Origin of the sequence: Kiloniella laminariae, assembly GCF_027214005.1 — a bacterium.
GTDB classification, from domain to species: Bacteria; Pseudomonadota; Alphaproteobacteria; order Kiloniellales; family Kiloniellaceae; genus Kiloniella; species Kiloniella laminariae_A.
In genome coordinates this window covers 1-14,370 of sequence record NZ_JAPWGY010000016.1, presented here as the reverse complement: position 1 = coordinate 14,370, position 14,370 = coordinate 1, and the positions used below count along the sequence as shown (strand labels likewise).

Genomic DNA, 14,370 nt, shown 5'->3' with positions numbered 1-14,370 from the left:
ATCCCTCTAATGATGGTTTGGGAAAGGGCCGCCACCAGTAGCGTCTACGGGACGCCCTTGGGAAAAGCGATCCAGATCAAAGGGCGCGTTATAGGGGTGGGGCTCGTTATGTACCATAGTGTGGGCAAAGCACCAGGCTGCACCGGGAATGGCTTTGAATCCTGTGTAGTTCCAGCCACCATTTAGATAGAGCCCATCTATCGGGGTCTTACAGATAAAGGGCGAACCATCCATGGTCATATCAACAACGCCAGCCCAGTGACGCAATAATCTGGCTCGGCCTAGTGTGGGCAAAAACATCATTATGGCTTCTGCAACATCTTCTACGATGGGAAGGTTGCCGCGTTGAGCAAAACTGTTGTAACCATCCAACATGCCACCGAAGACTAATCCTCCTTTATCAGATTGGCTGATGTAGAGGTGCCCAACACCAAAGGTTGCGACAGTATCGATGATTGGCTTTACACTTTCTGTAACAAAGGCTTGTAGTTTATGGCTCTCAACGGGTAATCGAATTCCCACCATTTCCATTACCTGGCTGCTATGGCCCGCAACAGCAACACCGACTTTGGGTGCGTTGATGGTGCCGCGTGAAGTCTCAACACCTGTCATACGACCATCGCTGTCGCGTAAGAAACCCGTGACTTCACAGCCTTGGATAATATCGACACCCAGGCGGTCGGCGGCACGTGCATATCCCCAAACGACTGCGTCATGGCGGGCTGTGCCTGCGCGAGGTTGCAACAATCCACCAAGGATGGGATAGCGGCCATTGTCGGGATCAATGATGTTGACCTGCTTGAGCACTTCTTCCTTGTTCAGCATAACGGCATCAACACCGTTCATAATCATGGCATTTCCACGCCTAACGGCCTCATCGCGTTGGCCATTAGTATGAAATATGTCCAACACTCCACGTTGGGAAAACATGACATTGTAATTCAGTTCTTGAGAGAGGTTCTCCCAGAGCTTAAGTGACCACTCCAATAGCGGGATTTCATTGTTTAATAGGTAATTGGAGCGGACGATAGTCGTGTTCCGTGCAACGTTTCCGCTGCCAATCCAGCCACGTTCAAGCACAGCTATATTCGTTAATCCGTGCTCTTTTGCCAGATAATATGCGGTAGCTAGACCATGGCCTCCGCCGCCAATAATGATAGCATCATACTGTTTCTTAGGTTCCGGATCCCGCCAGCCCACAGGCCAACCTTTATGTCCTTGGAAGGCCTGCTTGATGAGTGATGTCATGGAATAATTCATACTATCGGGTACCAGAATTGTTCACAGTATTTCTTAATTTCATTCAATAGATGATGCGGGGATAGCAATTCTCTAGACAGGGTGAAAAATTTCACGGGTGGGCTAAATTTTTTATAGGGCAGGTTTTGTTCAAGTTTTTTTTTGATAGCTTTTCAATACCTTGTCGGAATATCTAGAGTAGGCAACCAACTCTATTAATTACCTGTGCTCAAAAGGATTAGACGGTTTTCACAGGATAAATTCACTGACTACAGTTACCTGGTTTTTATAGCGCCGAATTTTTGTTTGTATGAAAACAATATAGATTGCAGATTAAAAGGACCCTTTGGGTTTTTGATTGTAAGTTTTCAATTAGGTAAATTCGTAATGAGAAGACGGCTTCCTCCCTTTGCGGCGGTCAAAGCTTTTGAAGCTGCAGCCCGCCATTGTAATTTCCAGTTGGCATCGGATGAATTGGGCATTTCAGCTTCGGCAGTTAGCCATCAGGTAAAATCGTTAGAAGAATTTATCGCGATGCCTTTGTTTATCCGGAGAAACAATCGGTTGATCCTACGTGAAGAGGGACAACTTTATTATGATAGACTTTGCGTGGCCTTGGACGAGATAGAAAGGGCCACCGAGACTATTTCTAAAACAGGCGGTAAATCCCAGCTGACGATTAACCTATATCCATCTTTGGCTGATATGTGGTTAATTCCCCGTTTGTCGGGCTTTCACGCCAGAAATCCAGACATCAATGTGCGATTAAATACCTCCGTCATTGTGGGAAGTAACTTGGATCGTGAAGTTGATTTTGCTTTGGTTTATCAATCGCTTGATTCTGTTGAGGATCAGAACACTATTCTTTTTATTGAGGAAATTATTCCTGTTGCTACTCCGGAATACCTTAACGATCATCCTGCCATTGAAAAAGCCGAAGATCTACTTGGTCATACGCTGATCGCCAGTTTGTCTGAAGATGAAGAATGGAAAACATGGTTTGAAGCCCAGGGGATAACAAGCCATTCCCAGGCTCAGTATCTTGAACTCGATATGAGTTCTACTGCGGTCATCGCAGCAAAGGAAAAGCTGGGGATTACCATGGGACGGAACCCTTACTTAGATGATGACTTAAAAGCAGGCAGACTTATTGCGCCTGTATCGGGATTAGTCTCTACGGGATTTTGTATTTCACTGATCTGTACCACCCGGGGTAAGAATTTGCCTTATGGATACCGTTTTCAGGATTGGTTGATTCAATCCAGTTCTGATTCTAAGAAATCTTGAGTTCTTTTTCTTAAGCTTCACAAATTCAAAAATTTTTATTTAACGCTTTGGCACTGGTACCCATTCTGATACCTGTTTTGCAATTTACTATTGTACAGTTGAACAATAGCATTGCTTTTAGGCTGAAGTTAAGTCTACTATTGAACGACTGAACAATAAAATTGCTTTATGGGGAGAGTCTAATGACGAAACCGGGTAGCCGAAGACGGGGACAAAGAACTGGACGTTCTGTTCGAGATAAAAATTTGATCACCCAACAACCCTGGAAGCAGATAGAGTATCAATATCAGCCACAAAATGTACTGAGTGAAGATCAAATCGAGGCCATCCATGAAGCCTCATTGACTATCCTAGAAGACATCGGGGTTAAGGTTCATGAACCTGAAGCAAGGCGTTATTTGGAACAGGCTGGTGCAAAAGTAGATCATGCTTCTGAAATGGTTTATCTGGATCGTGGTTTAGTAGAAGAAAAATTAAAATTACCGCCCAGTGAATTTACTCTACATGCCAGAAATCCTGCCCGAAATGTGAAAGTTGGTGGCAAACACGCTATATTTGCGTCTGTAGGTGGGCCTGCTTTTGTATCCGATCTGGACAAAGGACGACGCCAGGGAACCTATGCAGAAATGTGTGATTTCATACGCTTGGTTCAGAGTTTAAATATCTTACACCAGGAAGGCGGTGGTCCATTTGAGGCAATGGATTTGCCACAGGAAAGCCGCCATCTGGATTTGCACTACGCTCAAGCGACATTAACAGACAAAAACTGGCAGCCTTGGGGGCTAGGTCAAGATCGGGCTCGTGATGGGCTTGAGATGGGATGTATCGCGCTTGGTATCACGCGTGAGGAGTTGGTAGATAAACCAGTCTTCACAACGGTCATCAATACAAATTCGCCGCTTCAGATTGATATCCCGATGGCAGAAGGCCTAATTGAGATGGCTCTTCACGGCCAACCGGTGATTATTACACCGTTTACACTTGCTGGTGCCATGTCTCCCATAACACTGGCAGGTGCTTTAACCCAACAAAATGCAGAAGCATTATCCGGTATCGTGCTGGCGCAATGTGTTCGGCCAGGAACACCGGTAATTTATGGTGGTTTTACTTCGAACGTGGATATGAAAACGGGATCACCTGCATTTGGGACGCCTGAATATACATTGGCGGCTCAGGCTTCAGGTCAATTCGCACGGCGTTACGGAGTGCCGTTCCGTTCCAGCAACGTGACGTCCTCTAATGCTGTCGATGCTCAAGCGGCTTATGAAAGCCAAATGTCAATCTGGGGAGCAATGACAGGTCATGTCAATTTACTAAATCAAGGTGCTGGTTGGCTTGGGGGAGGGTTGGTTGCCTCTTTTGAGAAGTTAATTATCGACGCTGAAATGTTGCAGATGATGTCCGCCTATAACAAACCTCTTGCCTTTGATGACGATGCAATTGCCCTGGATACTATTCGTGAAGTTGGGCCAAGTGGGCATTTTTTTGGAACGTCGCATACACTTGCCCGTTATGAAGACGCTTTTTACGCGCCAATGGTCTCTGACTGGGATAACTATGAAAACTGGATCGATCGCGGAAGCCTGGGTACCGCAGAGCGGGCAAATAAAGTTTGGAAGAAGTTACTTTCAGATTATGAACAACCTGAAATTGACCCTGCGATCGATGAAGCTTTGCAAGATTATATGGCACGCCGTAAGCAAGAGATCCACGGTAAAACAGCTTGAATAATTTATATAAGAACAGCAGGCTTAACGATCTCTATTTGTTACTCACCCGTAGTATTTGTGAATAGTTTAAGCTCAAAAATTGTCCGGCGTTAAATCGCCGGGCAGTTTCTTTTTTTGGGATAATGTAAGTGAGATAAAGTAATAAATTTGAAGAATTAGGTAAAGTATTAAGGCATAGATAGAAAAGGCGTAAAAAAATAGAGCTTAAATGTTGGGATTTACCCCATACGCATACGGTGACCTTCTGGGTCAACAGGTGCTTGGGTAAGCAAGCGCGCTTTTCTTTTATCACCGATGATGTCTATGTAATAGGCAGCATTTACATCAACAGATTCTGCTGACAGATAGGCTAAGGCTAAACTGGTGTTGCTACAATATCCAAAGCCTCCGGAACTGGTATAGCCAACCTGTTCGTCATTAAGATAAATCGGTTCACCACCATAGGCATCTGCATCATCTACTTCAATTTCAAACTGAACAAAGACTTCTCGTGGGCCGCCAGCTTTTGCTGCTAACGCAGCTTCACGACCGATAAAATCTTCTTTTGAATATAGGACAAAACGCGCTAAGGCTGTTTCATGTGGATAGTAATCAGAGGTAAGTTCAAGTCCCCAGCCTGCAAAGCCTTTTTCCAGGCGCAACGACATCAGGGCGTGCCCGCCTACAAGTTGCAGGCCATGAGGTTCACCGGCGTTGATAATCTCATCAAATACACCGCGTTGATACTCCATCGGCATATAAATCTCATATCCGGCTTCACCGGTATAAGACACCCGAACAACAAAGGCCTCGGGACAAGATCCCAATTCCATGGCTCGACCACTTAAGAAGGGAAAATCTGCGTTGTCAAAGCTGACATTAGGAGCCAATTTCGACACAATTGTTCTCGCTTTTGGACCTGCAACATGGAGCCCGGCATAACGTTGGGTCAGATTTTCATAAGTAACACCCGTATCAGGGAGGTTTTCCAAGAACCATCTTTCATGGATTTTCTCCATAGAGCCAGAACCAAGTACTAGGCAGCTGTCTTGTGCAAGGCGTGTAATCGTAAAATCTCCAATCACTTTACCTTGGGGGCTCAACATAGGACAAAGTGCGGTCTTGCCAATTTTTGGTATTGCATTCGCCATCAGGTGGTCGAGAAACGATACTGCATCTGGCCCACTAAAACGGTATTTCCCATAACTTGTTAGCTCAAATAGTCCGGCTGTTTCGCGTGTGGCCCGTGCTTCACGTCCCACGGCATCGAACCACTTCGGGCGTTCGTAACAATAATTTTCTTTCGCTTCTTCAGGGGTTGTGGCGTACCAGTAGGCATCTTCCCAACCGCAGGTTTCACCAAAGACCGCGCCAGCCTCTTTCAGGCGATCATAGATCGCGGATGTTTTCATTGGACGTCCGACAGAGAAAGTCTGGTAGGGATAAATTCGACTTGATCGATTTTCATACCAGTACTTTGTCATCTCTTTTGTATAGCGTGAGCCTGCGTAATCACCGTAACGTGCGACGTCCCAGAAACTCACATCCAGGCTTGGCTCACCATCAATTATCCATTCTGCGAGTACCTTGCCGATCCCACCGCCTTGGTTAAAGCCGGTCATGACGCCATTGGCACAGAAATAACCCGGTTTTCCGGGGTAGGGGCCGATAAGGGGGCCAAGGTCGGGGGAGAAGATCATTGGGCCGTTAATAACGCTTTTAATTCCAGCCTCAGCAAGGCTTGGAATGAGATCGACTGCCTGGCAAAATTCTTCTTCCATTCTACCGAGGTCATCGGGAAGTAGCTCATGACCGAAATTCAGCGGAGTGCCATGTTCAGACCAGTGATGACACTTGCTTTCATAAGCACCAATGAGCAGGCCGTTACCTTCTGGCCGCATATAAAGATTGGCATCTGCATAGGATAATAACGCATGCGGGCGGTCGTGTTCGACCAAAACTGGAATATCTTCTGTGACCAGATAATGATGCTCAACAGGAATCAAAGGCAGTTTAATACCAGCCAAGGCCGCGACTTCACGGCCCCAAAGCCCAGCAGCATTTACCACGTAGTCAGCGATGATCGTCCCTTTTTCCGTGACGACATCCCATTTGCCGTCATCGCGCTGATTGGTCTCGAGGACAGGGGTGTGCCGATAAATGTTTGCCCCTCTTTGTCGCGCAGCTTTGGCAAAAGCATGGGTAACACTGGCTGGATCACAATAACCTGCAGTTTTTTCATGCAAGACAGCCATTACGCCATCGGTATTGAGAGTAGGGGCGAGTTCCTTCGCCTGTTCATTTGATATAAATTCAGACTCAATTCCATATCGAAGGCCAAAGCCATGGGCGATTTTCAGGGTCTTGATTTCTTCTTCATCTTTGGCAATCAAAAGCTCACTATTATAATGAAGGCCACAATCCTGCCCGCTTTCCTGTTCCAGCTCTGGATAGAGGTCAATGGTGTATTTTTGCAGTATGGCTGCATTCCCAGGGGCGGTCAGTGTGAAAAGATTACCCGCGGCATGCCAGGAAGACCCCGCTGTCAGTTCTTGTCGCTCTAACAAGACGACATTACTCCAGCCTTTCTTGGCCAGATGGTACAAAATGCTGCACCCGACTACACCACCGCCGATGATCACGACTTTTGCCTGAGTTTCCATGAAGATAACACCCTGCCTACTACCTAAAACACTATTCAGATTATCCCAAAGATGATCTGGTAGACGAAGGGGTACAGCAAACGAATAAAATTTTGCCGTCCCCCAAGTTTTTTAAAGGAGTGCTTGTTTCAAAGGGGGGTACGCTTTGTAGATTATCTCATTAGGATCAGAATTTCGTCCATTTTATGTATAGAAAGAATTTTTAATGTCGATAAACGAATGAAATTCTTCGGCGCACGCGTGCCCCCCATCCAACAAAAACCCCCTTAGTCATTCCTGACTAAGGGGGTTTTTGTTGGATGGGGGGCATGACTGAATGGTCAACTCGAAGAATTAGGGATCAATACGGGAGCAAATAACAGGGCACAAGCTGCTATTTCTGCTTCCAAGCCCATTGAAATCCCTTGGGGCTTAGGGGCTGATGACCTGGAATATATTTGAACCAATTCTCGACTCCCTTCGCTTGGGCTTCAGTTAGGTACAAACGCTTTCGAAGTGAAGTCTGGACGTCTTTTAGCCAGTCCTGTTTCTCCGCTGGTAAGGACAAGAAAGTACGGTTGATGCAACAATCATAACCGTAAACAGCTTGCAGGCTATCAAAACCAAATTTTGTTCCCCCGCTCTTACGTTCAACGTTGATTAGGTGAGCGATGCTGTCTTCTGGCAAGGAATTCGTCTGATCAAATATATCGGCGTAGGCAGAAAAACGTTTGTAGTTTGCCGCAGGAATATGAGCGAGCTTGCGCTGTCGAAGAAGGAGATAGGTGACCGCACGACGGAATTGCCGATCAGTGTTGCCCAAACCGCTACTTCCGCCATATCTGGTGTCTGTGCTCCCACGACCGGCCCCCGGCTCGTTTTCCTGACCGGGAGCCGCCTTTGTGAAATCCGGAATCTGTTTAAGTAAACGTTGCCCCTCATGATCAAGAGCATTCTTTGCGCATACAGGCCCATATGGAAAATCTTGCCCGAGCTCGTCTTGCAAAATAACAGCCACATTGGATGTTAACTTGCGTGGACAAGCATGGCATGTCTGGTCAAAAACAAAATCTTTTCGAACAGGAATTAAGGATGCGTTGGACACTCATTCCTCCATTCGAATTGGTCATAAAGTTCTGTCGTGTTCATCAACAGCTATAACTCTGGTCGCCAGGCGAAAGGGGTTCAACAGGTATCATGTTCAAATTGCACACCCGCGGTCGGCCTCTGGTTTTTTCTTGTCACACCGCCTGAAATTGAATTTCAGGCGGTGTCATTTTATATCGACCCTAGATGACAAGAATATTCTGTTCACTTTCGTCGAGAATAATTCTGAGGGTGTCTCCAGTAGAGATATTATCCAAGGTGGCAACGGCTGCGAAATTTACTCCACCGTCATTGGAGATACTGAGTGTTGCTGTATCACCGTTACTGGTGACTGAAAGGTAATTGCTGATTATGTCTCCGTTGGTATCGCTGAAGTCGATCAGATCTGCAATGTTGAGAACATCGCCATCGGAAAGGCTAAAGTCAGTCACTTGGTCGAGGGAAGATATATCGTTGAATATAAAATTATCAGCCCCAGTTCCCCCTGTGAGCAGGTCGGCCCCAGCATTGCCGGATAGCGTATCATTCCCACCGCCGCCAAGGAGGATGTCATCCCCGGCAGCACCATAGAGGATATCATCACCAAGCAAGCCAGAAAGTGATGCTCCACCATCTGATGTCGCTGTCAAGGTATTGGCATCATCATCACCCGTGATGATTTCATCGGTACCAATAATATTGATGATTTTGGAGATGATATTACTGTCGTCGGCCCCATCATTCACAACGAGCTCAATATTTCTTGTCGACTGAACATCAGGAAAATCGGAAGTAGACCTGTAAGTTATATTTTCAATGATGGTGGTATAGTCTGCCCAACTTGCAGAGCCCGAGATAACCAAAACACCTGTGATATTGTCATAAGTCAAGATCACCCCAGTGGGCAGACTATATCCAGTAGTCAATGCCAGCTGATCGCCAGCAACAAAATCAGTTATTGTGGCCGTGATCGAACCGATATCATCAGAGGCATCATTATCTATAATCGTAACGTTCTCAAATAGGCTGAGAGTATCTCCCCCCTCAATATAATTGGAATAAGTCGTGCCGTCAGCATTAAAGGTTTTGTAATAGACCCCATAATGAGAACCATCCTGTTCATAGCTTTTCCAGGAAATAATCCAACCGCCGTTGGATAGGCTATCAATGGAAGGTGAACCTTGCGTGGATAAAATATAGTCGTTTACTTGGGTTTCTGTACCACGACGTGATCCATCGGCATTAAAGATTTGAACATAGATATCATGCCCATCACCAGTAGGGCCCTCGCCTTGCCAAACAACAACCCAGCCACCATCATCTAATGAAGTAACGTCTGCATTTAGTTGTGTTCCGGTAGAGCTTGAATTAATTCGAGTTTCCTCGCCCACAGCTGTACCTGAGGCATCATAACGCTGTTGATAAATATTCCAGCTACTCCCTTCTTGGGCATTACTCTGCCACGTGGTTAACCAACCCCCGTCTGAAAGCCCGGTCAATTTTGAATTAAATTGAGCTCCTGCGGTGTAACTATTTACCCTGAATTCAGATCCCTGTTTACTGCCGTCCGCATTAAAAGCTTGGCTATAAACACCATAATCCGACCCATCTTGGTTATAGCTTCTCCAGCTAACAACCCAGCCACCATCTTCAACAGTCTCTACAGCTGAGTACCATTGAAGACCTGAAGTGTGTGTGCTGACCTTAAACTCATTCCCACGTGATGATCCATCAGCATTATAAATTTGACCATATACGCCGTGTTCAGACCCATCTTGTCCCCAGCTATTCCAGGTTATAATCCAACCACCATCTGGGAGACCGCTTACGGAGGGGTCAGTCTGATAGCTGGATGTATAAGTATTACTTCGGAATTCTGTGCCTTGTGGGGTGCCATCTGCATTATAGGCTTGACCATAAACACCATAGTTTGATCCGTCCTGCCCTTCACTGTGCCAGACAACAACCCAACCGCCATTGGTTAAAGATGTGACTTCTGGATGCCCTTGCACGCCAGCTGTATAACTATTGACTTGGAACTCAGCACCGATTTTCGCTCCATTTGCAGCATAGGCCTGACCGAAGATACCGTAGCTAGATCCGTCTTGACCATCGCTTTGCCAGGTAATTACCCACCCTCCATCAGAGAGTCCTGCTACACTACTAAAATCCTGTACGCCCGTGGTTGTGGTATTGGCTCGGTTTTCAAAATTTTCTTCATAGGAAAGAACAGGCGCATCATTAACACCGACAATATTGATGGTTTTGGAGATGACATTACTGTTGTCGGTTCCGTCATTAACTGTCAGCTCGAGTGTGCGCGTCGTTTGAACATCAGGGTAATCGGATGTTGAGCTGTAAGTGATGTGTTCAATTACAGCCTCATAATCAGCTGCGCTTGCCGCTCCGGACAAGGTCAGGACACCAGTGACACCGTTGTAATTGAAAGTAATACCAGCAGGCAAATTATAACCTGCGTTCAAATCAAGCTGATCGCCAGCGACAAAATCCGTCACCGTCAGCGTCGCTGAAACCACATCATCGGCTGTATCGACATCTGAAATAGCAATGTCAGTAAAGAGCTGGAGAGCCGAGCCGCCTTCGGTGTAGCTTGAACGAACAGTTCCATCAGCATTGTAAACCTTGCTGAAAACGCCCCAGCCGGAGCCATCTAATTTCTCACTGTCCCAGGTGATAACAAATCCACCATCAGACAGCGAAGTTACCACAGCACCAGATTGGTTGCCTGAGACATAGTCATTTATCTGGAACTCTACCCCCCTTTTGGTACCATCAGAATTATAGACCTGACCATAGACACCCCAACCATCCCCGTCTTGGCCATTGCTTCTCCAGGTAATAACCCAGCTCCCGTCGGTTAGGCCCGCAACAGAAGGTTGTGACTGATCTCCAACAGTCGAACTATTGACCAAAACCTCGTTACCCTGTTTTGTTCCATCAAGATTATATGCTTGAGAAAAAACACCATTACCTGACAGATCCTGGAGATTGCTCTCCCAGGTAATGATCCACCCTCCATCCTCTAGACCGGAGACAGCAGGCTGGAGTTGATCATTCAATGTGTGGCTGTTTATCTGGAATTCAGAACCTCTGACACTGCCATCCGCATTATAAACCTGAGCATAAATACCACTTAGAGATCCATCTTGTAGCTGGCTGCTCCAGGTGATTATCCAACCTCCATCATCCAGGCCTGTAGCTGAAGGATAGAGTTGTCCGTTTGCGGTGGTTGTATTCACCCTGAATTCTGACCCTTGCTTGCTTCCGTCCGGGTTATAGGCCTGTCCATACACACCGAGATCAGAGCCATCCTGGGAGTAGCTGTTCCAGGATACCAGCCATCCTCCATCAGCCAGATCTGTAACGGAGGAAAAGAGTTGATAACTTGATGTATGGCTATTGACCCGAAATTCTGTTCCACGGGAAGTTCCATCAGAGTTGAAGGCCTGCCCATATATGCCTCCACTATCACCATCCTGATTGAAACTGTCCCAGGTAACGACCCATCCTCCGTCAGGGAGACCTGTAATGGAAGAGCGCAGTTGGTCGCCATTGGTAAAGCTGTTGATCTGGAATTCAGATCCTTGTTTTGTTCCGTCTGGATTATACGCCTGGCCGTAAATGCCGTGACTGGATCCATCCTGATCTTTACTTGTCCAACTGATAACCCAACCGGCATCTGCCAGGGAAGCGACCGAGGTAATGTACTGATTTCCGATTACATGAGTGTTAACCTGGGTATCATAAATACTATTATCGGTAATTACAGGGGCATCGTTTGTACCTGTGATGATGATGGTAACGTCTTGATCAACGGCACCGCCGTTACCATCGTTTATGGTGACAGTATAGCTCTGGGTCAGGGTTTCTCCTGCCGCCAGATAATCGAGAGCAGCGTCGTTTACAGAGAAATCCCAAGTGACGGTTTTACTGGCCTGATCAAGTACAGGTGTAAAGCTGCCAAGATAACCTGCTGCAGCAGAAGTGAAACTGATGCTGTGAGTATCTACCGTCTCAGGATCAGCAAAGACAATTGAGCCAGAAGTTGTGTGTGTGATGACATTCTCATCGACCAGGCCATCTGTGATCTCGGTAACAGTGCCAGTGATTACGCCACCTGTAACAATTGGCGCATCATTAACACCGACAATATTGATGGTTTTAGCAATCACATTGCTGTTGTCTGATCCGTCATTAACGGTGAGTTCAATGGTGCGAGCGACCTGTACATCAGGGTAATCGGATGTTGAGTTGTAAGTGATGTGTTCAATTACAGCCTCATAATCTGCTGCGCTTGCCGCTCCAGACAAAGTCAAGACACCAGTGACACCGTTGTAATTGAAAGTAATACCAGCAGGCAAATTATAACCTGCGTTCAAATCAAGCTGATCGCCAGCGACAAAATCCGTCACCGTCAGCGTCGCTGAAACCACATCATCGGCTGTATCGACGTCTGAAATATCGATGTCAGTAAAGAGCTGGAGAGCCGAGCCGCCTTCGGTGTAGATATTGGGAATTCTGACTGAGCCATCAGCATTATAAGACTGGGAGAAAATACCATTACCAGAACCATCCTGACCATTACTCTGCCAGGCGACAACAAAACCTCCATCTGTCAGCGCAGAGACTGAAGGAGCGTACTGATTATCTGGTGTATAGCGATTGATCTGAAACTCTATTCCTTGTGGAGTTCCATTGGCATCATAAATACGGGCAAAAAGACCCCATAGAGCACCGTCTTGGGCATAACTTTCCCAAGCGACAACCCAACCGCCGTTATTTAGCGCTGTGACCGAAGAGCCATCCTGTACACTTTCTGAGTAACTGTTAACCTGAAACTCGGAACCTTGCGTGGTCCCATCGGCATTGTAGGTTTGCCCAAAGATTCCAGAGTTGGCCCCATCCTGCCCTTCACTATCCCAAGTAACAACCCAACCACCATCGGAAAGTCCGGTTACAGAGGAGTTGTGTTGTGCGCTCGCGGTATAACTGTTGACCTGGAACTCTGTTCCTTTCAGGGAACCATCACCATTGTAGGCTTGACCATAAATTCCCCAGTTGGAACCATCCTGGCCATTACTCTGCCAGGTAACAACCCAGCCACCATCACTCAAAGATGAAACAGAAGGGTAAATTTGATCTCCAGAAATGTAGCTATTGATCTGGAATTCAGTTCCTTGTTTGCTTCCATCAGCGTTATAGGCTTGACCAATGATGGCGTTACTTGAACCATCCTGGGCATAACTGTTCCATGTAATCACCCATCCGCCGTCGTTCAGATCCGTGATTGCAACGTTGCCCTGCCAGTAAGCAGCATAGCTGTTAACCTGGAACTGGCTGCCTTGAGGTGAGCCATCCGCGTTGTAAATCTGGGCCGAGACGCCAAGATTATTTCCATCCTGACCATAGCTGTGCCAGGTGACGACCCAACCACCGCTACTGAGGCCTGCTACAACTGGCGCTGTCCAAGTATCAGGAGAAATACTATGTATCTGAAACTCTTGCCCTTGCGGGGAGCCCTCAGCGTTGTAAGCCTGACCATGGACGCCATAGCTGGAGCCATTTTGACCCTGGCTTTCCCACACGATAATCCAGCCTCCATCTGGAAGGCCTGCAATAGAAGGTGCATATTGTTCACCAGCTGTATAGCTGTTTACCTGTACTTCATTCTCTCCACTATTGTTTGATTTGTTGTTATCTGTAATCACAGGGGCATCATTTGTGCCAGCGATGGTGATGGTTATGTCTTGGTTGACAATACCGCCGTTACCATCGTTTATGGTGACAGTATAGCTCTGCGTCAGGGTTTCTCCTGCTGCGAGATAATCGATTGCAGCGTCCGCCACCGAAAAGTCCCAAGTGATGGTTTTGCTGGCCTGATCAAGTACAGGCATAAAGCTGCCGAGATAACCTGCTGAAACTGGGGCAAAGCTGATGCTGTGGCTATCCATTGTGTTTGCATCGTTAAACACAATGGAGCCAGAAGCAGTATGTGTGGCTACATTCTCACCAATCGCGCCGTCAGCGATTTCAATAGCTGAACCCGTTGTGTCAGCACTATCTATTACAGGAGCCAGATTGCTGCTGGGAGTTACGGAGTGATCATATACATTAACCAGTTTGATGATTTCATTACTGGTTGCGCCGTGATCATCAGTGATCTGGAAGGAGACACTGCGTTGTCCCTGATCGGGGGTAATGGAGCTGTTGCAGTATCCGACACTGCCGAGTAGTGCCTGATACTGTGCCAGGCTGGCGACACCGGTAAAGGTAAGCACACCTGTTGTCGGGTCATAGACAGCAGCCACGCCACCGGGTAGGGCAGAGCTGGCCCAGGACAAGACATCCTCTCCGGCAACGAAGCCACCGGAAATGGAGACTGTTGC

General features: G+C 46.9%; 6 protein-coding genes. 2 read left to right on the top strand and 4 right to left on the bottom strand.

Annotated elements, in window-relative coordinates:
• Positions 1 to 6: 6 nt before the first annotated feature.
• Positions 7 to 1,260: a sarcosine oxidase subunit beta family protein gene (locus O4H49_RS19880; RefSeq protein ID WP_269425180.1), complete on the bottom strand. Its 1,254-nt coding sequence runs from the start codon at positions 1,258 to 1,260 to the stop codon at positions 7 to 9.
• A gap of 333 nt (positions 1,261 to 1,593) precedes the next feature.
• Between O4H49_RS19880 and O4H49_RS19875 the strand changes: the two genes are divergently transcribed.
• Positions 1,594 to 2,526 carry a LysR substrate-binding domain-containing protein gene (locus O4H49_RS19875; protein WP_269425179.1) on the top strand — a complete coding sequence of 311 codons (933 nt, stop codon included), beginning with the start codon at positions 1,594 to 1,596 and terminating at the stop codon, positions 2,524 to 2,526.
• Positions 2,527 to 2,708: 182 nt separating this feature from the next.
• Positions 2,709 to 4,253 carry a trimethylamine methyltransferase family protein gene (locus O4H49_RS19870; RefSeq protein WP_269425178.1) on the top strand — a complete coding sequence of 515 codons (1,545 nt, stop codon included), beginning with the start codon at positions 2,709 to 2,711 and terminating at the stop codon, positions 4,251 to 4,253.
• A gap of 221 nt (positions 4,254 to 4,474) precedes the next feature.
• Here O4H49_RS19870 and O4H49_RS19865 read toward each other — a convergent pair whose 3' ends face one another.
• From O4H49_RS19865 to O4H49_RS19855, 3 genes are all read right to left on the bottom strand, one after another.
• A complete protein-coding gene (locus tag O4H49_RS19865) occupies positions 4,475 to 6,898 on the bottom strand; it encodes an FAD-dependent oxidoreductase (RefSeq protein WP_269425177.1) in 2,424 nt (807 codons plus the stop codon).
• Positions 6,899 to 7,271: 373 nt separating this feature from the next.
• A complete protein-coding gene (locus O4H49_RS19860; RefSeq protein WP_269425176.1) occupies positions 7,272 to 7,982 on the bottom strand; it encodes a hypothetical protein in 711 nt (236 codons plus the stop codon).
• A 184-nt stretch (positions 7,983 to 8,166) separates the two neighbouring features.
• Entirely contained in the window at positions 8,167 to 14,262 is a 6,096-nt protein-coding gene (locus tag O4H49_RS19855; RefSeq protein ID WP_269425175.1) for a VCBS domain-containing protein, read from the bottom strand.
• Positions 14,263 to 14,370 lie beyond the last annotated feature (108 nt).

Coding starts and splice junctions, on each gene's coding strand:
- O4H49_RS19880 (WP_269425180.1), bottom strand. CDS start 1,260: ATGAATTATTCCATGACATCACTCATCAAGCAGGCCTTCCAAGGACAT.
- O4H49_RS19870 (WP_269425178.1), top strand. CDS start 2,709: ATGACGAAACCGGGTAGCCGAAGACGGGGACAAAGAACTGGACGTTCT.
- O4H49_RS19865 (WP_269425177.1), bottom strand. CDS start 6,898: ATGGAAACTCAGGCAAAAGTCGTGATCATCGGCGGTGGTGTAGTCGGG.